We start from the raw sequence: 20,142 nt of genomic DNA on the forward strand, positions 1-20,142 counted from the left end.
AAAACATGCGCCGTCTTCTCCCCATCCTGCTTCTTGCCGCCTTGCCCGTCTGGGCGCAACAGGGCGAACTGCAACCGCTGCCCGCCGTGCCGCCCCCGCCGCCGGAAATGGAACCCTTCGACGCGGCGCTCGAGCCGCAGGTGACCATCGTCCGCAACGACAAGGAAACGCGCGAGGAATTCCGTGCCAACGGCAAGCTCTACATGGTCAAGGTGACGCCGGCGCACGGCAAGCCCTACTACCTGGTCGATCGCCAGGGCGACGGCGTGATGGTCGAAAGCGAGATCAATCCCAACCCGGTGCGGCCGCCGATGTGGGTCATCCATAGCTGGTAAGCCTTGTCCGTCTATACCACGGTCGGGCGCGCCGAACTCGCCGCCTGGCTGGCGCCGCTGGCGGCCGGCGAACTCCTTGAACATGCCGGCATCGCCGCCGGCATGCAGAACTCCAATTATTTCGTGACGACGGGCCGCGGCCGCTTCGTGCTGACGCTGTTCGAAGCGCTCGATCCGGCAGCGCTCGATTTCTATCTGCGCCTGCAGGCGCATCTGGCCGATGCCGGTCTGCCTTGTCCGCGACCGCTGGCCGACGCCGCCGGCCGCCTGTGGCGGCCGTTGTGCGGCAAGCCGGCGGCGCTGCTCACCTGCTTGCCCGGGCGCGCCGTCGACACCCCCGATGCGACGCAATGCCGCGCCGTCGGCGCCGCGCTGGCGCAGTTGCACCTGGCCGCCGCCGATCTTGCCGGGGCGCCGGCCAATCCCTGCGGTGCGGCGTGGCGCCAGCAAGTCGGCGACGACCTGCTGCCCCTGCTCGGCGCTGCCGATGCCGCGCTGCTCGCCGACGAACTCGCCTTCCAGGCCGAGCAGGACTGGTCGGCGCTGCCGCGGGGGGTGATCCACGCCGACCTGTTTCGCGACAACGTCCTCTGGCGCGACGATGGCGAACTCGGCGGTCTGCTCGATTTCTATTTTGCCGGCGTCGATGCCTGGCTGTTCGACCTGGCAGTGGTCGCCAACGACTGGTGTGGCGATGCCGGGCGCTTGGCGGCACTGGTCGACGGCTATGCCGGCGTACGCCCGCCGCAAGCTGCCGAACGGGCGGCCTGGCCGGCGTTGCGGCGGGCGGCGGCGCTGCGTTTCTGGCTGTTGCGACTCGATGCCAAATTGCGGCCGCGCGCCGGCGAAGTGGTGACGATCAAGAATCCGGACGATTTCAAGGCCCTGCTGGTGCACTTGCGCCTTGCCGCCGATGCGCTCCCCGGCTAGCATCCGGCCATGAGCGAAAGTCCGCAATTCCCGATTCCCCCCGCGCCCTTCAAGGGCGATAGCCGCGAGGTTGACGCCGGCGCCTGTTTCGACTGGCTCGCCCAGGGCTGGGCGATGTTTCTTGCCCACCCCGGCATCTGGCTGGGGGCGAGCATCCTGCTGCTGGTCATCCTGATGGCGATATCGATCGTGCCGCTGTTCGGGCAGGTTGCCGCCCACCTGTTGGTGCCGCTGTTCGGCGCCGGCATGCTGCATATCTCACGGACCATTGCCGATGGGGGCGAACCGCAGATCGCCGACCTGTTCGCCGGCTTCCGCCAGCATGCCGGGCAACTGGTGATGGTCGGCGTGTTCTTCGCCATCGGCGTCTTCGGTATCGCGCTGATCGCCTTCCTGCTGATCAGCGGCGGTTTGCTGGGCGGGGCGATTTCCGGGCGGATCGGCGGTTTCGGCATCGCCTTCGGCGGTTTCATGCTGGCCGGCCTGCTCGTCATGCTGCTCTCGGTGCCGGTGATCATGGCCACCTGGTTCGCGCCGGCGCTGGTCTATTTTCACGGCATGGCGCCGCTGGCAGCAATGAAGGCCAGTTTCGCCGCCGGGGCGAAGAACTGGCTGGTGATGGTGATCTTCGGAACCTTCCTGGTGGTGGCGGCGTTCTTCGCCATGCTGCCGATCGGTCTCGGGCTGTTGCTGCTGCTGCCGATCTTTTCGGCGGCGGTCTACGCGTCCTACCGCGACATCTTTGCGGGGGCCTGAGCGATGCGCGCGCAGACGCTTCCGGCAGCGCACGGCTGGCAATGGGTGCTCGGTGGCTTCGCCATCTACCGCCGCAGCCCGCTGATGCTGTCGCTGCTGGTCATCACCTACTGGTTCATCGTCGTCTTTCTCAACCTGTTTCCGATGCTCGGCGCGCTGGCGGCCTCGCTGGTCATCCCGGGCCTGTCGGTCGGCCTGATGCTGGCCGCCCGCAACATCGAGCGCCATCAGCCGGTCGCCATCCAGACCCTGTTCGGCGGTTTCCGCGACAACACCCGGACCCTGCTCGTGCTCGGTGCCCTCTACCTGCTGGCGACTTTCGCCGTGCTCGGCCTGTCGACGGTTGCCGACGGCGGTGCCCTGCTCAAGTACATGCTCGCCGACAGCCGCGCCGAGCGCGCGTTGGTCGAGGATGCCGACTTCAGCTTTTCGGTGCTGATCGTCGTCATCGGCATGGTGCCGGTGCTGATGGCCTGGTGGTTCGCGCCGGTGCTCGCCGCCTGGCACCGGCTGCCGCTCGGCAAATCGCTGTTCTTCAGCTTCGTCGCCTGCCGGATGAACTGGCGGCCCTTCGTCGTCTATGGGCTGGGGCTGCTGATCGTCGCCGCCATGCTGCCCGGCCTGCTGCTCGGGCTGCTGCTCAGCTTGCTACCCGGCCTGCAGGGCCTGGCGACGACGCTGGTGACGCTGATCATGGGACTGGTCATCGCGCCGACCGTATTCGCCAGCTTTTACGTCGTCTATCGCGACATCTTCGGCATCTCCGAAATTGTCTGAGCCGCTGGCGATTTTCGGCGGCACCTTCGATCCGGTGCATTTCGGGCACCTGCGGCTGGCGGAGGAATCGCTCGCCCATCTCGGCCTCGGCGGCGTGCGTTGGCTGCCCGCCGGCAATCCGCCGCACCGCGGGGTACCGCAGGTAACCGGCGAGCAGCGGCTGGCGATGGTCCGCCTGGCCACCGCCGACAATCCCCGTTTCGCGGTCGACGCCGCCGAAGTCGACGCCAGCGCGCCGAGTTACACGGTGCACACGCTGGAACGCCTGCGCGCCGAACTCGGTGCCGCCCGGCCGCTGGTCCTGCTCGTCGGCGCCGATGCCTTCGCCGGCCTGGCGGGCTGGCACCGCTGGCACGACATCCTCGAACTCGCCCATGTCGCGGTCTCGCACCGCCCGGGGTTCCCGGTCGAAGCTGCCAGCCTGCCGGCGGAACTGGCTGCCGTCTTTCACCAGCGCCGACTGGCCGACGCGGGCGGCCTGCGCGCGTCGCCCGGCGGCGGCATCGTCACCTTCGCGATGACCCAGCTTGCCATTTCGGCGACGCAGATCCGCAAGCTGCTGGCCAACGGCCTGTCGGCGCGTTATTTGCTGCCGGACACCGTTCTCGACTATATTCGCGCCCATTCCCTTTATAGAAACCCCTGATGGACATCCGCAAGCTGCAAAAAATCGTCGTTTCCGCCCTCGAAGACATCAAGGGCAAGGACATCGAAGTGATCAACACCACCAAGCTGACCTCGATGTTCGATCGCCTGGTCATTGCCACCGGCGATTCCAACCGCCAGGTCAAGGCGCTGGCCCGCAACGTTCAGGAGAAGGTGCGCGAGGCCGGCGGCGAAATCGTCTCGGTCGAAGGCGAGGACGCCGGCGAATGGGTGCTGGTCGATATCGGCGATCTGGTCGTCCATGTCATGCAGCCGGCGGTGCGTACCTATTACAACCTCGAGGAACTCTGGCAGGTGACCCCGGCCCAGCGGCGCAAACTGGCGGGCGTTACGGCCGGCGAATGAAACTGGCGGTCCTCGCTGTCGGCCACCGGCAACCCGCTTGGGTCGGCGCCGGTTGCGCCGAATACCTCAAGCGCATGCCGCGCGAGGCGGCGGCCAGCGTCGTCGAGATCAAGCCCGAACCGCGCGGCTCGAAAACCCGGGAACAACTGCTCGCCGCCGAACGCGGGCGGATCGAGGACGCTCTGTCGACCTCGTGCCGCCTGGTCGTCCTCGACGAGAAGGGCGACGACCTGACCACGCTGAAGCTGGCCCAGCGGCTCGAACACTGGATGCAGGACGGGCGCGACGTCGCGTTGCTGATCGGCGGCGCCGACGGCATCGACGAGGCGCTCAAGCAGCGCGCTGCCGAGAAGATCCGCCTGTCCAGCCTGACCCTGCCGCACGGCATGGCGCGCCTGCTGCTGTGCGAGCAGTTGTACCGCGCGGTCAGCGTGCTCAAGAACCACCCCTACCACCGGGAAGGCTGATGCGTCTCTACCTTGCTTCGCGCAGCCCGCGCCGCCGCGAACTGCTGCACCAGATCGGCGTCGAGTTCGACACTCTGATCGGCGATGTTGACGAAACCCCCTTGCCCGGCGAGCCTGCCGCCGCCTATGTCGAACGCGTGACGCGGGCGAAGGCGACGCACGGCCTGCACCTGCTCAAGGAACGCCATCTGGTCGCGCATCCGGTGCTGGCTGCCGACACCACGCTAGAATTCGCTGGCGAAATCATCGGCAAGCCGGTCGATGCCGCCGACGCCGAGGTCATCCTGCGCCGCCTGTCCGGGCAGACGCACCGCGTCCTGACCGGCGTCGCCGTCGCCGTCGCCGATGGCGAGCGCTGCGCCTTCGTTCTCTCGGTCAGCGAAGTGCGTTTCCGCGAACTTGCCGACGACGAGATCCGCCACTACGTCCTCTCCGGCGAGCCGATGGACAAGGCCGGCGCCTATGGCATCCAGGGCCGGGCCGGGCTGTTCGTCGCCCACATCGCCGGGAGTTACACCGGCATCATGGGCCTGCCGGTGTGCGAGACCGGCGAATTGCTCAAGCAGTTCGGCTGGCGCTTCTGAGTCGAAGCCGCCGGCCGCGCTTGCGTGCGGTCGGGGTGCCCTTGACATTGCTCCTCATAACGACAAGCGAGGAGAGAGATCATGGGCCTGTTTTCGCTGTTTTCCAGCGACACGCCGGAAAACCGGCCGACATCCACATCCCGCCAGGCGGGCCAGCCGCAGAGCGGGCGTTTCGACTGTAAGGTTCCGCCGACCGACTTCAGCCAGCTCGGGGTCGCCGGCGAAGCCGGCCTGCTGCTCTCCTTCGTGCCGCCGGAAACCGATTTTTCGCGGGTCAGCGCCGCCTGGCAGCGCTTGTCCGGCAGCGGCCGCTCGGTGCTCAGCCTGTCGTCGACCGGCGCCCGCCGGCGCTTCGCCCTCGTCTTCTGCGACGGCCTGTCGGCGTCCGAAGGTTTCCTGATGCAGGCCTGGTATCAGAGCGGGCGTTTCCCCTGCCTGGCGATCGGCGGCTCGGTGTTGCAGGGCAAGGCGGTGCTGGTCTTCTGCCAGATGGCGGAGGGCAAATCCTTTGCCCCGTTCAAGAGCCAGAACTTCGAACCGACCCAGCAAAGCTGGCTGGTTGCCGAGGCCGACCCGGTTGCCCGTACCGTCACCTCGCTGTTCGGCAGCGACGGCCGGCCGCAGCCCATCCTCGACGTGCTCGTCGCGCATCTGCGCTGCGGCTGCGGCGATCTGGCACGGCAACAGGAGGGCAAGACCTTCGCGCTCAAGGTGAGGACGAATACTTCATCCGCTCGGTCGCGGAAATCCGCAGCGACTGTATCGCCTTCTTCTGCGACCTCGAATTCGGCGACCGCCTGCACCTGCTCAAGGCCACCGATTTCATCGCCGTCATGCGCAACGACTGGCAGTAGTTCGTCAGCCGCCATGGCCGGCCTGGAAGAACTGGCGAAGGGGATGGAGGCGATGCAGGAGGCGGTCGCCCAACTCACCCTGCTGCAGCGCCTGGCGACTTCCTAGCGCGTGTTCGCAGTAAGCTGCCGCCCGCCGTTTGCTGCGCTCCCGCCCTGGACCGTCGCCAGGATGCGGCGCGCCGCCTGGAGTGCGCCGTCCGGCTGCGGGCAAGGTGGTGCCGGCAGGGCCAGCAGGGTTTCCAGGTCGCGCACGATGTCGCCCCGGCGCAGGCGGTCGGCGGCGATTTCGCGGCAGCGGCCATGCTGCTCCAGCCAGTCGATCAGGCAATCCTGCTCCGGCCAGTCGTCGCGTCGCAGGTAAAGCACCGGTGTGCCGCAGCAGGCGGCTTCGGCAAAAGAACCGTAGCCTGGCTTGGTGATCACGGCATCGACCGAGGCGAGCAGGTCGGTGAAACTCAGCCCAGGGTCATCGAAGGCGACCGCGTCCGGGTGCCGGCATTGCCAGCTGGCCGGTACCAGCCAGCGGGTGGCGGGCAGCCGCGGCCAGTCGTCGACCGGCAGGCGATGGTCGAAGCCGCCGAGGGCGATCAGGATCTTGCGCCCGGTGCCGAGTCCGAGATCGTGCCGGGTGCCGCGGGCGGCGATCGGGGCGATCGGTTCGACGCGGGCCAGGTCGTGCATCGGCATGCCTGGCGTCAGGCGCAGGAAGGCGTCGGCGTCGCGGTAGGCGGCGAGGATCTGGGCATGGATCGGCGGCGCCCAGGGTTCGCCGGGAAAATGGTGGGCAAACAGGTCGGCCCAGTTCAGCGAGCAGATCGCCAGCGCCGGAATGCCTACCTGCCGGGCGCCGGCCAGCGGCAGGTAGGCAACGTTGCTGAGCACCGCGTGCGGCGCCAGCGAACGCAGGAATTCCGCTTCCGCCGCAACCCGCGCCGGCCAGTCGGCGTGTGCGGCACGGTAGGCGGCGGCGCTGGCCTCCCGGTCGACGCGCAGGGCGTCGTGCATCACGTAGCCGAAATCGCTGGCGGCTTCGATCAGGGTGAAGGGCGGGGCGATCCGCTCGCGCAGTTTGGCGAGCGGCAAGCGGCTGCGCACGGTCAGGCGCAGTTCGGGCGCGATCTCGGCCAGCGCGTTGAGGACCGGCGCGCTGATCGCCAGGTGGCCGAAGCCGTGGGCGGTGATGTCGGCAAACAGATGCATGGCTCAGTCGGTCTCCGGAAAAGTGGGCTCGGGGTGGCGGAAGCGCTGGCGATACTCGGCCGGGCTGAGCCCGACCTGGCGCGCGAACAGGCGGCGGAAGGCAGAACTGTCGCGGTAGCCGACCGCTTCGACGATGCGCTCGACGCTGTCGCGCGTCGTTTCCAGCAGTTCGCGGGCGTGTTCGATGCGCAGCGCTTGCCGGTAGGCGAGCGGCGCCATGCCGGCAGCGGCGACGAAACGCCGGTGCAGGGTGCGGTAGCTGACGGCCAGCGCGGCGGCGAGTTCGTGCGTGCTGAAATCCTGGGTGGCGCGGCGACTCATCCAGGCCGCCGCCGCGTCGACCAGCGGGTCGGCGAAGCGCTGCGGCAGGGACTTGAACGGCCGCTGCGAGCGGCGGGCGCCATCGACCAGCATGATGCCGGCGACCTGGCGGGCGAGCGGGGCGCCGAACAGGCGGCGCAGGACATGCAGCGACAGGTCGACATGCGCCGTCATCGCCCCGGCGGTGATTGCCGGGCCGGCGTCGACCAGCGCCTGGTCGGCGTCGAGTCGGACCTGCGGATAGCGCTGGCGGAAGGCGTCGGCCAGCCACCACGGGGTGGTTGCCGGACGCCCGTCGAGGCGTCCGCTTTCGGCGAGAACGAAGCTGCCGTAGCAACTGGCGGCGACCAGGCGATCTGCCGGCAGCGCCGTCAGGCGGCGGATTGCCGGTTGCCAGACGGTGCCGAGCTGGCGCACCAGGTCGTCGATATCAGCCGCGAAGAAGCCGGAGATGAGGATCGCCGCGTAGCCGGTCAGGCTCTCCGGCAGCGCCGTCGTTTGCAAACGGAGGGCGGGCGCCAGTTCGATCTCGCCACCTTGCGCCGACAGCAGGTCGAGCCGACAGTCGGCGGCGGCCGGATGGCGGCGGGCGACTGCGACCATGTCCAGCGTGCTGGTGACGCTCGATGGCGTGGAGCCGGGGGCAACGAGGAGGGCGAGGGCGGTCATGGCAGATTCGGCACGAAGAATGTCAATTATGCCGCTGTCGCCGCCTTTTGCCGACGCGCATCATTGCCCTGCCCACTTACACGGAGATTGCCATGACTACCGACGCCTTCACCATCCTTCAGCGCTTCGCTCCGCCAAGCCCGCCGAACCGGCTCGCCGACAGCGTGTTGCTGATCATCGACGCCCAGCGCGAATACCTCGACGGCCAACTGGCCTTGCCCGGCATCGCCAGCGCGCTGGCTGCCGGTGCCCGCTTGCTGGCGCGTGCTCGCGCTGCCGGCACACCGGTCGTGCACGTTCTGCATCGCGGCGCCGGGCCGCTGTTCAACCCGGAAACACCTGCTTACCGGCCGCTCGACGAAATGCAGCCGCTGCCCGGCGAAAGCGTCGTCAACAAGACGCTGGCCGACGCCTTTGCCGGTACCGAACTGCAGGCGGTGCTGGCAGCCACAGGGCGGCAGAACCTGATCGTCATCGGTTTCATGACCCACAACTGCGTCAGTTCGACGGTGCGCGCGGCGACCGGGCGCGGTTTCCGGTGCACCGTCGTCGCCCCGGCCTGCGCTACCCGCCCGCTGCCGGACGGGCTGGGCGGGGTGCTGGCCGCCGAGTTGCTGCACGAGGCCAGCCTGGTCGGCCTCAGCGACACGCAGGCGGCGATCGTCCGCGAGGTCGCTGCTATTCCCGACTGAACCTCAGCGGTTCTTGAACGCCGGTTTGCGTTTTTCGACGAAGGCGGCCATGCCTTCCTTCTGGTCTTCGAGGGCGAAGGCCGCGTGGAAAACGCGGCGTTCGAACAAGAGGCCTTCGTTGAGCGAGGATTCGAAGGCGCGGTTGACCGATTCCTTGATCATCATCACCACCGGCAGCGAATAGCCGGCGATGGTCGCGGCGGCCTTCAGCGTTTCGTCCAGCAGTTGCTCGGCCGGAATCACACGGGCGACCAGACCGGCCTTTTCGGCTTCGGCGGCGTCCATCATGCGCGCGGTCAGGCACAGGTCCATCGCCTTCGCCTTGCCGACGGCGCGCGGCAGGCGCTGCGTGCCGCCGGCGCCGGGCAGCGTGCCGAGGCGGATTTCCGGCTGGCCGAACTTGGCGGTATCGGCGGCGAAGATCATGTCGCACATCATCGCCATCTCGCAGCCGCCGCCCAGCGCGAAGCCGGCCACCGCCGCGATCACCGGCTTGCGCGTGGTCTTGATGCGCTCCCAGTTGCGCGTGATGAAGTCGGTCTTGTAGGCGTGCATGTAGTCGAAGTCCTTCATGAAGCCGATGTCGGCGCCGGCGGCGAAGGCTTTCTCGTTGCCGGTGAGGACGATGCAGCCGATGTTCTCGTCGGCTTCGAAGGCGTCGATGGCGGCGGCGATGCCGTCGACCACCTCGTTGTTCAGCGCGTTCATCGCCTCCGGCCGGTTGATGCGGATCAGGCCGACCTTGCCGTGGATTTCGCTCAGTACGACGTTGCTCATTGGATTCTCCTGGATATTCTTGTTGAAGGCTGGCGCCGCATTGTCCGGCGCGCGACAGTTGACGTTAACGTTAACCTGCTAAGCTGTCACGAAAAACCATCCCGGAGGAGACAAGATGACCTATCCGATAGCCGCGACCCCGTTGTGGACCCCGAATCCGGCCACCGTCGGCGACACCCGCATGGCGCAGTTCATGCAGGCGACCGGCCACGGCCGCTACGCCGAACTGTGGCAATGGTCGGTCGACCGGCCTGAGGAATTCTGGCCGCAGGTCTGGCGCTTTTGCGCTGCGGTCGGCGAGCGCGGCGAGACGGTGCTCGAGGATGGCGGCAAGATGCCCGGCGCGCGCTGGTTTCCGCGGGCTCGCCTGAACTACGCGGAAAACCTGCTGCGCCACGCCGATGACGGCGAAGCGCTGGTGTTCTGGGGCGAGGACAAGGTCAAGCGGCGCATGAGCCGCAGCGAACTGCGCCGCGAGGTCGCCCGCTTCCAGCGTTTCCTGATCGATGCCGGGGTTGGTGCAGGCGACCGCGTCGCCGGCTACCTGCCTAACCTGCCGGAAACGCTCGCCGCCATGCTGGCGACGACGGCGCTCGGCGCCATCTGGTCGTCGGCCTCGCCGGATTTCGGCGTGCAGGGCGTGCTCGACCGCTTCGGTCAGATCGCGCCGAAGGTGCTGGTCTGCGTCGATGGCTACTGGTACAACGGCAAGGCGGTCGATTGCCTGGCCAAGAACGCGGAAGTCGTGGCGCAGATGCCGTCGCTGGTGAAGACCGTGGTCGTGCCGTATCTGAGTCAAGCCCCGGAAATCGGCGGTATCGCCAACGCCGTCGCCTGGCCGGCGCTGCCGGTGGCCGATGCGGCGACGATGCCGGTGTTCAACCGGGTCGCCTTCGACCATCCGCTGTTCATCATGTACTCGTCGGGCACCACTGGCGTCCCCAAGTGCATCGTCCATTGCCATGGCGGCGTGCTGCTGCAGCACCTCAAGGAGCATGTCCTGCACAGCGACGTGCGCCCCGGCGACCGCCTGTTCTATTTCACCACCTGCGGCTGGATGATGTGGAACTGGCTGGTTTCGGGATTGGCCGCCGGCGCCACGCTGCTGCTCTACGACGGCTCGCCATTCGCAGCCGGCGGCCGGGTGCTGTTCGACTACGCCGAGGCCGAGCGCATGAGCCACTTCGGCACCTCGGCCAAATTCATCGACGCCGCCGCCAAGCAGGGCCTGACGCCGGCACGCACGCACGACCTGGGCGCCCTGCGCGCGTTGTTCTCGACCGGCAGCCCGCTGTCGCCGGAAGGCTTCGACTGGGTCTATCGCGAGGTCAAGGCCGATATCCTGCTCGCCTCGATTTCCGGCGGCACCGACATCATTTCCTGTTTCGTCCTCGGCAATCCGGTACTGCCCGTCTATCGCGGCGAAATCCAGTGCCGCGGGCTGGGCATGGCGGTCGACGTGTTCGACGAGGACGGCCGGCCGGTGCGCGGCGAGAAGGGCGAACTGGTGTGCACCCGGCCCTTTCCGGTGATGCCGGTCGGCTTCTGGAACGATGCCGACGGCAGCAAGTACCGCGCCGCCTACTTCGAACGCTTCGACAACATCTGGTGCCACGGCGATTTCTCGGAACTGACCGCGCACGACGGCATGATCATCTACGGCCGCTCCGACGCGACGCTCAATCCGGGCGGCGTACGCATCGGCACCGCCGAAATCTACCGTCAGGTCGAGCAGTTGCCGGAAGTGCTGGAGTCATTGGTGATCGGCCAGGACTGGCCGCCGGGCCGCAACGACGACGTGCGCGTGGTGCTCTTCGTCAAGCTGGCCGAGGGCGCCGTGCTCGACGCCGCGCTGGTCGAGCGCATCAAGCAGCAGATCCGCGCCAACACGACGCCGCGCCACGTGCCGGCGAAGGTCGTCCAGGTGCCGGACATCCCGCGCACCAAGTCGGGCAAGATCGTCGAACTGGCGGTGCGCAACGTGGTGCACGAGCGGCCGGTGAAGAACGTCGAGGCGCTGGCCAACCCGGAAGCGCTGGAAGGTTTCCGGCGGCGCCCCGAACTGGCCAATTAACCGCGTCCGGGCAGGGCCTGCAGGGCGCGGCGGCCCCACTGGCGGAGCAGGGCCGGCATCTGCACCTTGCCGGCCGGGACTTCGATCCAGCGATGGAAGGCCATGCCGGCGCCGATGCAGGCGCCCCAGGTGACCAGCGTCCACCAGGTGATCGCCGCAGCATCGCGCGGGGCGCTGTTGGCGAACAGCGCGTTGGCGAGGAGCAGGACGGGAAAGTGAACGAGGAAGACCGAGTAGGAAATGCGCCCGAAGAAGGCCGCCGGCCGTCCTTGCGGCCAGCGTTCGAGGAGGCCGCTGCGCCGACTGAAGGCGAGCAGCAGCGCCACTGCCAGGGCAATCGCGATGCGCAGGCGGAAGTCCTCGACCAGCGCGGCGATGCCGACGGTGGCGATGAGCCCCAGCCAGAGCCGCAGGCGGCCGCGCGCCGACGCCCACCAGGCCGCGGCGCCGAGGCCGTAGGAGCCGAAGAAGTAGATCGCCCAGTTGTCGAGACAGCTGTCGCGGTTGAAATGAAACAGCGAGGCAAGCGCCAGCCCGAGCACTGCCAGCAGCGCGCCGGGCGGCTTGCGCCCCAGCCACAGCAGCAGCGCCATCAGGGCGTAGAGCTGGAAGTCGATGGCGACGTACCAGACGCCGGCGGACAGTGATTCGGCGCCGAGCACGCCGTGCAGCAGGAAGACATGGGCCAGCCACTGGCCGAAGGTGGCGCGGTCGGGCACCGCCGGATCGTCGAGCCACTGGTCGGCGATGGCCGAGACGATGACGGCGATACTGATCGCAGCGACGAAGGGCAGGGCGAGGCGCAGGTAGCGACGCCCGATCAGCGGCAGCGGGTTGCCCGCCCGTATCCGACCGTCCGGCGCCAGGCCGCGGGCAGCGAGGAAGCCGGCGCAGACGAGGAAGACCTGGACCGCCATCCGTCCGTAATCGACCAGCCATTCGGCAACTTCCGGGAAAGTCGCGCCGAAGGCCACGGCCAGCGGGCCGTAGAGCGCGAAGTGGTGCAACAGGACCAGCTGCGAGGCGGCAGCCTTGAGCGCATCGAGCAGGGGCATGCGCGAAGTTGTCGGTTTCATGACGATCATGTTACGCGAATTGTTGCGGTGCACAAAATCGGTTTCAGAATAGGCGGCTGACGAATGAACCGGCGTGCCCGGCAGGCAGGTCAATCCACACCGTGTGGCCGCTGCCCGGGGCGACGGGAACGGGTTCGCCGGCCGCGTTTTCCATGCGGCCGATGGTCGCCCGCAGGTTGCCCCGCGGATGCACGCATTCGATGCGGTCGCCGAGCGCGAAGCGGTTCTTGACGGCGACCTGCATCAGGCCGCGCGCTGCGTCGAAGGCGACGGCGTCGCCAACATACTGGCTGCGGTCCGATTCGGAGTGGCCGCGCAGGTAGTTCTGGTAATCGGCGTCGTGGTGGCGCTGGTAGAAACCGTCGGTGTAACCTCGATTGGCGAGGTTTTCCAGTTCGCCGAGCAGGCTCGGGTCGAAGGGGCGGCCGGCGACGGCGTCGTCGATCGCCCGGCGGTAGGCCTGGCAGGTGCGGGCGACGTAGTAGGGACTCTTGGTGCGGCCCTCGATCTTCAGCGAATCGACGCCGATCTCGGTGAGCCGATGCACGTGCTCGATGGCGCGCAGGTCCTTCGAATTCATGATGTAGGTGCCGTGCTCGTCTTCCTCGATCGGCATCAGTTCGCCGGGGCGCTGGCGTTCCTCGAGCAGGATTTCCTGCTCCGGACTCTGGTAAAAATTGACCGGCTGCCCATCGGAAGTCGACACCTTGTAGTCCCAGCGGCAGGAATTGGTGCAGGTGCCCTGGTTCGGGTCGCGGTGGTTGAAATAACCGGAGAGCAGGCAGCGGCCGGAATAGGCGATGCACAGCGCGCCATGCACGAAGACTTCGAGCTCGATGTCCGGGCATTGCTGGCGGATTTCGGCGACCTCGTCGAGCGACAGTTCGCGCGACAGGATGACGCGGCTGACGCCCATCTTCTGCCAGAACCTGACCGCCGCCCAATTCACCGTGTTCGACTGCACCGACAGATGGATCACCTGCTCCGGCCATTGCGCGCGCACCATGTCGATCAGCCCCGGGTCGGACATGATCAGCGCGTCCGGCTTGAGCGCGACGACCGGGGCCATGTCGTCGAGGTAGGTCTTCAGCTTGGCGTTGTGCGGGTAGATGTTGCTGACGACGAAAAACTGCTTGCTGGCGGCATGTGCTTCGGCGATGGCGTCGCCGAGGATTGTCAGGTCGCCGAAGGCGTTGTTGCGTACGCGCAGGCTGTAGCGCGGCTGGCCGGCATAGATCGCGTCGGCGCCGAAGGCGAAGGCGCTGCGCATCATTTCGAGCGAACCGGCCGGGGCGAGGAGTTCAGGCGCCTTGCGCATAGTAAAATCTTGAAAAACCGCGAATTCTACCCTCATGACCGAAGAAATCCTGATCAACTTCACGCCCCAGGAGACCCGCGTTGCCGTGATGCAACAGGGGGTCGTCCAGGAGCTCCATATCGAACGTACGGCCAGCCGGGGGCTGGTCGGCAATGTCTATCTCGGGCGCATCGTCCGCATCCTGCCCGGCATGCAGTCTGCCTTCATCGATGTCGGCCTCGAACGCACCGCCTTCCTGCACGTCGCCGACATCTGGCAGCCGCGCGAGTCGGCCACCGAGCGGCCGATCGAGAAAATCCTCGCCGAAGGCCAGAGCATCGTCGTCCAGGTGGTCAAGGACCCGATCGGCACCAAAGGGGCACGGCTGACGACGCAACTGTCGATCGCCGGGCGCATGCTGGTTTATCTGCCGCAGGAGAAGCACATCGGCATCTCGCAGCGGATCGAGGACGAAACCGAGCGCGAACTGCTGCGCGAGCGCCTGACCCGGCTGGTGCCAGCCGACGAATCGGGTGGTTTCATCGTCCGGACGATGGCCGAGAATGCCAGCGACGAGGAATTCGCCACCGACATCGCCTACCTCAAGAAAATCTGCGCCGACATCCGCCAGCGTTCGCGTACCTGTGCGCCGCCCAGCCTGCTCTACCAGGAGCTGTCGCTCGGTCAGCGCGTATTGCGCGACTTCGTCAATCCAGAAACGACGCAGATCATCATCGATTCGCGGGAAAACTTCCAGAAACTGACGGCCTTCGCCGATGAATACACGCCAGCGGTGCGGCCGCTGCTCGAACATTACATCGGCCAGCGGCCGTTGTTCGACCTGCACGGCGTCGAGGACGAAATCCAGAAAGCGCTGGCCCGCCGCGTCGACCTGAAGTCCGGCGGCTACCTGATCATCGACCAGACCGAGGCGATGACCACCATCGATGTCAATACCGGCGGCTTCGTCGGCGTGCGCAACTTCGACGACACCATCTTCAAGACCAACCTCGAGGCGGCGGTCACCATCGCCCGCCAGCTACGTTTGCGGAACCTCGGTGGCATCATCATTGTCGATTTCATCGATATGGAAAACGAGGAGCACAAGAAGTCGGTGCTGGAAGAGTTCAACAAGGCGCTGTCGCGCGACCACACGCGGCTGACGGTCAACGGCTTCACCCACCTCGGCCTGGTCGAGATGACCAGGAAGCGCACCCGTGAATCGCTGGCGCATGTGCTGTGCGAGCCGTGCCCGACCTGCGGCGGTCGCGGCGAGGTGAAGACGGCGCGTACCGTCGCCTACGAAATCCTCCGCGAACTGCTGCGCGAGGCGCGCCAGTTCAACGCCCGCGAGTACCGCATCCTGGCTGGTCCGGCCATCGTCGACCTGTTCCTCGACGAGGAATCGCAATCGCTGGCGATGCTTTCCGACTTCATCGGCAAGGCGGTTTCCCTGCAGTCCGAACCGAGTTATTCACCCGAGCAGTACGACATTGTTTTGATGTAGCGTAATTTCAATTCATCGACGTATATGAATTGCCCTTGTAATGCACCATTTAACAAGGGTTGTGCCTAGATAGTGTTAATCGCCGTTGATCTCCGTATAATCGAAATAGCCCTTTCATGGGTAGCTAGATGGGTAGCCGGGTTGCTGGCTACCCATTGCATTTCGGAGTGTCACGACGATGGCCAAAATCCAATCCAACTTACTGACGGATATCCAACTACGGAAATGGGTTCGTGCAGGTTTGCCGGTGGCGAAGTCAGATGGCGCAGGTCTCACGTTTACGCTGTCAGCAGCCGGTGCGGCAACCTGGGTCTTACGCTACCAACACGGAGGTCGTAGGCAAGAGGTTACTCTTGGGCGCTATCCAGATGTGTCGCTAGCTAATGCTCGCTTAACGGCATCTAAGAAGCGCTTGGCCATTCTTGACGGAGTAAATCCGGCAGATGAGGTGCGCAAGACTAAAGCTCGCCGAGATTGGACGGTGCGTGAGTTGATCAGAGACTATCGTGAGTTGGTACTCAAGAATCTGGCTGAAAGCACTCAACGTAGCTACGGTAGAAATCTAAAACGGATCGAAAATGGCATGGGTGCCATGTCCGTTCAATCGGTCGGCCCCGCTGATGTTATCGCGCAGATTGAGCGCGTCAAAACCGGTTGGGTGGAGCTTTTTACTCTTTGGTGTGTTCTTCTTGGCATTTTCAAGCATGCGACGGGTAAGAAACTCATCTTTGCCAGTCCATGTGCAGGTATCCAATTGGAGGCCATTATTGGCAAACGGCCTGAGATTAGGAAGCGGCTAATGCTGAGTGCGGATGAGTTGTACGTGCTGATGAATGCACAAATGAAATCAGACAACCTTCTGTCAGTACAAATACTACTGGCAACAGGAGTGAGAGGTTCCGAGCTTTATACCGCGTTGAGAGAGAATGTATTCATCAAGGAAGCGCGCTGGCACATACCACAAAGCAAAACTGGGCCTGCTATGGATATCCCGTTGGCACCTTGTGTTGTTGATTGGTTTAAGCAACTGTTTGAGCTAGCCGGTAACTCAGTCTATGTCTTGCCGGCTCGCTTGCGAACACGATGTGAGCGATACGATGGTGATACGTATGTATCTAAGGATTCGATTCGAGCGGCAATTGATTATTGGATAGCAAATCACACCCCAGCCATTCGTCGTTTCACTCCGCATGATCTTCGCAGCACGATGAAAAGCCATCTGCGGAAACTTGGCGTGTCGCGCGACATTTCAGAAATGTGCCTGAATCATAAACTTCCTGGCGTTGAGGGCATTTATGACCAGCATTCCTACTATGAAGAGCGCCGTACTGCCCTTCACTTATGGGCTCAGTTCTTGTTGGCATGCCAATCCGTAAGTGCTGAAAATAAAGTTTCTCCACAGTCGGTCGTGAATGCAAAGGCCTACTAAACGAACCTTGGCTTCAGATACTGACAATGAATAGACATTTCCCTTGACCTCCGGCATACCTAAAGAATTTGACATAAAGGCATACGACGTTTGTGCTTCTTGGTCACTGGAAGACTGGACCTCAGCGCTCGTGGTTCGCGGGAATCTTCGGCAAAACTGGGAGCTTGCATGCGATTCTGGAAAAGATAAGAAAACGCCAGAGAATCTCTTGCGCACCGCTCGCGAAAGAGCAGAGAAGCTACTGAAGAACCCCGTCGAGAAGCATTCATATGCTGTATCTATGAAAAAGCAACCGCCTCCCGTCACCGATCAAACCGTATCAGAATTCTTTGAAGGTTACTTTTCCTTTAATGAACCGCCCTATCAAGAGTGGTCAAACAGGTGCACGCATGCTGCTTTTTATGATTTCGATGTAGATGAAGACGGAAATGAAATCATTGACGGAGAATTTGAAGAGGAAATTCGGCGCGGACAGAAAGTGATCAACAATACAGCTGCATGGAAAATGCATCGGGAAGTCGGAACGAAAGAACGTAAATTTCTTGTTTCTGTAGATTTAGGATCGCCTGATGATGCACTCATCAATTTCTTCAAGGATTGGCTAAAGACTACGCGACATGAAGCAGGAATAGCACCAATTCGGCGAGCATTCACAGAAGCCGATTTCATTCGTTGGCATGATCAACGATTGCTTGCGTACCTTGACCTAACTTTATGGGCAGAAACGCAAAGCAGGAAAATTACTCAATTTAGAATCGCAGAAGCACTTTTTCCCAACAAGATTTCAGCAACAGATCTTCAAATCCGTAAAACAATCCGCCCGAATGCATTGGAGATTGCGAGCGAAGAAGTCATTGATGCCTTGGTTTTTCAGTTGCGTACCAAACTAAGCGCCAGCGCCTGAGAGCCCGCCGCGGGAAAACCGCACACCGGGTTCGGAATGAGCGGACGGCGAGCGTCGTTCCCTACCCCTATCCGAGGCCGAGGACCGGAAATGGGCCAAAGCGGCCGGTGAGCGTCATGGCGATTAAGGTCATAAGCGACCGCTTTTCAGTCAAGATGCCGAATGCGTACAATAGGCCGGAAGCAGACGATAAGGCCACCTCAAAACCAGCATCTGCTCGACACGCGACATGAATAATTCGGCATCAGACCGGGACCATGATTTACCCTAACACCTGCATTTCGCCAGGGTGCTGCATATTTGATTGCATCGGATGGAACGCTAAGAGACGAATAGCGGATGAGACCAGAACAACATGTTACCGGTGATGTTGGCCAGAAGGCGGTCGCCCTGCTTCTCGCAGAATGGGGCTGGACTGCGGACATAATCCAGAGTGACTACGGCGAAGATCTGAATTGCCATGTTTTTATCGAGAGTTACCGGACGCCTTTGCACTTTCGCTGCCAAGTTAAATCGTCCGCTGATGCTGACAGCAAAGTACGGCGACTAAAGTCCGGGGACTTCAGCATTCGGATTGCATCCGAGACGTGCCGCGCTTGGCTGCTCGCCTATTACCCTGTTTTCCTGGTTGTCTACGACCGTAAATCCAAAGTGACATTTTGGGCAGATGCCACTCAGCAAATTCGTTCAAAAGTTTCGTCTCTATCAAGCAAGGAGATGACGCTACACGTAAGCCATGACGGGGTATTGGCTGAACAGCAGGCGCAAGTTATTTCATCGCTCACGTACTTTTACGCCGGTCTGCTGAAGGCACATTCTGAATCTGTGGAGCGGAACGTGTTCCCTGTACTGATGCCGGGCTACCGCGTTTTTCCGGCTGCGGACACGAGTAATCTGCTCCATTTAGGACGCGTTCACAAGGGTCGGTCGGCCTATACATCCGTACACCGGGACGCTCTCCCCGCGTGGACAACCTCGCTACGAACACTAGACGGTCAATTTTTTTCCGGCATGTCCTTCCGCGTTCCGACCTCTGATCTCGCTCAATTCTCCGATTTACTGACCAAAGAGTTGTCGAGTGTTACCTATCAAGTTCCTAAAGGTGAATGGCTTGCGTTCGTGTGCAGCCCCATTCGTTTCAGCATCCAGCAGTCTGAAGACTCTTCTGACGCTCTTGGAAAAGATCTCACTGGCTGGTTAAGCTATGCCAAGATTGGCTCGAGTTTAATATCGGATCATGAGTACGCATTTGAACCGCCGACTGGCTTCATTCGGCAAATTGGAAGGCGTGCAAGAAGCTGGCCTGGCTACTATTTTGTGTCATGTGAGCACGATGTAGCGGTTGAACTGCTGGCTAGCGTCGCTACAACTCCGGCCGACCGGCTATTTCAAACCACACTACGTGAACACATGCTGGGTCAGTTCCTGCCGTGGGAATGCCCACGGAGCGAACTCGATATGCTGCAGCGGAGACTTTTGGACGCCGAGCTTGTGTTTGCGCCACTAGAGGAGGCAAACCTCTGCACGGATGAATTCGAGTACATCTCGGGTGCAATCAGGACCCCGATGTTTGCTCCTGCTGTCGGACTGATTCCGCAAGCCCGTAACTGGTCGGAGTTTGAACAAGGAACTGTCAGAAGTTGCATCGAAAAAACAATGACTCTTGGCCAATTGCCCGGTCATGAAGGATCATCTGCGCTCAATGATAAATTGCTAAACAGCATCAGTCGTCTTGCACGGGATGTCCCTGAAGGGTGGATCGTTGACGGGACCAAGTGTGAGCCGGGTCTCCCAATCGATCTCTCAATCAGACGAGTTGTGCTGCAACGCTTCCGCGCTGATATTGCCTTTGATACCCAGCAGGCTGAGTTGCTGCTTCGTGAGTCTTGCACTGCTCTTGCAACCCATGTGCGCGATGAAGAATCGATTGAGGTAAATGCCTACATCATCGAATCGTTCGAGAATATCGCCGCGTTATCTATTTCGTGGGCGCCGCACCTCGATGAAAGCTCCGCACAAGCGGTTGAGAGGGCACTACCAGAAGTTATTCGAATCTTTGATAGGGTACTGCCGAGGAAAATCGCGATAGCAGAGAGATTTTCAACGTCCCTTGAAGTGCTGAAATATGCTGGAGAGATGTATTTTGAGGGCGACCGCATGTACTGACTGGCACGGGGGTGATCACGGGTAGTTGCATATGTCACTACACTTCTGCGGACTGGTCGGCGAGGCATCGCTTTGTGCCTGCCCGGCTGCTGAAGTGGACGTCGGACGGCCAATTTTGGACAAGTCATCTGGCTGCTTTGTCGCACAAGTACGCATCCGTGGAATTTTGAACCGGTCATTCGCTAGCCTTAATTTCCGTTCCGAACTCACCGGCCGCTTCGGCCGACCTTCGGTCAATCGTGGAAATTTTCAAGCCGGCGGCAGGTCGGCCTTATGTAGAGTTCTACATAAGGCCGATTATGCAGAGCCCCCGATT

General features: G+C 63.1%; 20 protein-coding genes. 15 read left to right on the forward strand and 5 right to left on the reverse strand.

Features of this window, described 5'->3' with window-relative positions; all coding sequences use genetic code 11:
• Positions 1-5: 5 nt before the first annotated feature.
• From AC0KWY_RS15130 to AC0KWY_RS15170, 9 genes are all read left to right on the forward strand, one after another.
• Complete coding sequence (locus AC0KWY_RS15130; RefSeq protein ID WP_474026320.1) at positions 6-335, forward strand: DUF2782 domain-containing protein; 330 nt, start codon at positions 6-8, stop codon at positions 333-335.
• A gap of 3 nt (positions 336-338) precedes the next feature.
• Positions 339-1,265, forward strand: coding sequence for a homoserine kinase (locus tag AC0KWY_RS15135; RefSeq protein WP_474026321.1), 927 nt, complete (start codon positions 339-341; stop codon positions 1,263-1,265).
• Positions 1,266-1,274: 9 nt separating this feature from the next.
• Positions 1,275-2,021: a BPSS1780 family membrane protein gene (locus AC0KWY_RS15140; protein WP_474026322.1), complete on the forward strand. Its 747-nt coding sequence runs from the start codon at positions 1,275-1,277 to the stop codon at positions 2,019-2,021.
• A 3-nt stretch (positions 2,022-2,024) separates the two neighbouring features.
• A complete protein-coding gene (locus AC0KWY_RS15145; protein WP_474026323.1) occupies positions 2,025-2,798 on the forward strand; it encodes a BPSS1780 family membrane protein in 774 nt (257 codons plus the stop codon).
• Positions 2,791-3,444: a nicotinate-nucleotide adenylyltransferase gene (gene nadD / locus AC0KWY_RS15150; protein WP_474026324.1), complete on the forward strand. Its 654-nt coding sequence runs from the start codon at positions 2,791-2,793 to the stop codon at positions 3,442-3,444. The genes AC0KWY_RS15145 and nadD overlap by 8 nt, the downstream gene beginning before the upstream one ends.
• On the forward strand, positions 3,444-3,809 hold the full coding sequence (rsfS, locus tag AC0KWY_RS15155) for a ribosome silencing factor (RefSeq protein ID WP_474026325.1): 366 nt from the start codon (positions 3,444-3,446) through the stop codon (positions 3,807-3,809). Before nadD ends, rsfS begins: the two co-directional genes overlap by 1 nt.
• Entirely contained in the window at positions 3,806-4,276 is a 471-nt protein-coding gene (gene rlmH, locus AC0KWY_RS15160) for a 23S rRNA (pseudouridine(1915)-N(3))-methyltransferase RlmH (RefSeq protein ID WP_474026326.1), read from the forward strand. The genes rsfS and rlmH overlap by 4 nt, the downstream gene beginning before the upstream one ends.
• On the forward strand, positions 4,276-4,860 hold the full coding sequence (locus AC0KWY_RS15165; RefSeq protein WP_474026327.1) for a Maf family protein: 585 nt from the start codon (positions 4,276-4,278) through the stop codon (positions 4,858-4,860). Before rlmH ends, AC0KWY_RS15165 begins: the two co-directional genes overlap by 1 nt.
• 81 nt (positions 4,861-4,941) lie before the next feature.
• A complete protein-coding gene (locus tag AC0KWY_RS15170; RefSeq protein ID WP_474026328.1) occupies positions 4,942-5,820 on the forward strand; it encodes an FIST N-terminal domain-containing protein in 879 nt (292 codons plus the stop codon).
• Here the strand turns inward: AC0KWY_RS15170 and AC0KWY_RS15175 are convergent.
• On the reverse strand, positions 5,817-6,914 hold the full coding sequence (locus AC0KWY_RS15175) for a hypothetical protein (protein WP_474026329.1): 1,098 nt from the start codon (positions 6,912-6,914) through the stop codon (positions 5,817-5,819). The genes AC0KWY_RS15170 and AC0KWY_RS15175 overlap by 4 nt on opposite strands.
• A gap of 3 nt (positions 6,915-6,917) precedes the next feature.
• The gene (locus AC0KWY_RS15180; RefSeq protein ID WP_474026330.1) at positions 6,918-7,904 is read right to left on the reverse strand and encodes a GlxA family transcriptional regulator; all 987 of its coding nucleotides are present in this window, start codon (positions 7,902-7,904) and stop codon (positions 6,918-6,920) included.
• 92 nt (positions 7,905-7,996) lie between these two features.
• On the opposite strand from AC0KWY_RS15180, the gene AC0KWY_RS15185 reads away from it, so the two are divergent.
• On the forward strand, positions 7,997-8,596 hold the full coding sequence (locus AC0KWY_RS15185; RefSeq protein WP_474026331.1) for an isochorismatase family protein: 600 nt from the start codon (positions 7,997-7,999) through the stop codon (positions 8,594-8,596).
• Positions 8,597-8,599: 3 nt separating this feature from the next.
• Here the strand turns inward: AC0KWY_RS15185 and AC0KWY_RS15190 are convergent, their stop codons facing one another.
• Positions 8,600-9,373, reverse strand: a complete 774-nt coding sequence (locus AC0KWY_RS15190; protein ID WP_474026332.1) for an enoyl-CoA hydratase — start codon at positions 9,371-9,373, stop codon at positions 8,600-8,602.
• 115 nt (positions 9,374-9,488) lie between these two features.
• Here AC0KWY_RS15190 and AC0KWY_RS15195 point away from each other — a divergent pair, with 115 nt between their 5' ends.
• Positions 9,489-11,447 carry an acetoacetate--CoA ligase gene (locus AC0KWY_RS15195; RefSeq protein ID WP_474026333.1) on the forward strand — a complete coding sequence of 653 codons (1,959 nt, stop codon included), beginning with the start codon at positions 9,489-9,491 and terminating at the stop codon, positions 11,445-11,447.
• Here the strand turns inward: AC0KWY_RS15195 and AC0KWY_RS15200 are convergent.
• Positions 11,444-12,523 carry an acyltransferase family protein gene (locus AC0KWY_RS15200; protein WP_474026334.1) on the reverse strand — a complete coding sequence of 360 codons (1,080 nt, stop codon included), beginning with the start codon at positions 12,521-12,523 and terminating at the stop codon, positions 11,444-11,446. The two genes, AC0KWY_RS15195 and AC0KWY_RS15200, sit on opposite strands and share 4 nt — an antisense overlap.
• Before the next feature lie 43 nt (positions 12,524-12,566).
• On the reverse strand, positions 12,567-13,841 hold the full coding sequence (gene trhP, locus AC0KWY_RS15205) for a prephenate-dependent tRNA uridine(34) hydroxylase TrhP (protein WP_474026335.1): 1,275 nt from the start codon (positions 13,839-13,841) through the stop codon (positions 12,567-12,569).
• 34 nt (positions 13,842-13,875) lie between these two features.
• On the opposite strand from trhP, the gene rng reads away from it, so the two are divergent.
• The 4 genes from rng to AC0KWY_RS15225 all read left to right on the forward strand — a co-directional run bounded on the left by rng (position 13,876) and on the right by AC0KWY_RS15225 (position 19,826).
• On the forward strand, positions 13,876-15,327 hold the full coding sequence (rng, locus tag AC0KWY_RS15210; RefSeq protein WP_474026336.1) for a ribonuclease G: 1,452 nt from the start codon (positions 13,876-13,878) through the stop codon (positions 15,325-15,327).
• A 178-nt stretch (positions 15,328-15,505) separates the two neighbouring features.
• On the forward strand, positions 15,506-16,756 hold the full coding sequence (locus tag AC0KWY_RS15215) for a tyrosine-type recombinase/integrase (RefSeq protein ID WP_474026337.1): 1,251 nt from the start codon (positions 15,506-15,508) through the stop codon (positions 16,754-16,756).
• Positions 16,757-16,799: 43 nt separating this feature from the next.
• The gene (locus tag AC0KWY_RS15220) at positions 16,800-17,660 is read left to right on the forward strand and encodes a DUF6387 family protein (protein WP_474026338.1); all 861 of its coding nucleotides are present in this window, start codon (positions 16,800-16,802) and stop codon (positions 17,658-17,660) included.
• Between the two features lie 339 nt (positions 17,661-17,999).
• Positions 18,000-19,826 carry a DUF4365 domain-containing protein gene (locus AC0KWY_RS15225; protein ID WP_474026339.1) on the forward strand — a complete coding sequence of 609 codons (1,827 nt, stop codon included), beginning with the start codon at positions 18,000-18,002 and terminating at the stop codon, positions 19,824-19,826.
• Positions 19,827-20,142 lie beyond the last annotated feature (316 nt).

The sequence above is a fragment of the Azonexus sp. MM2026_4 genome, assembly GCF_055901855.1.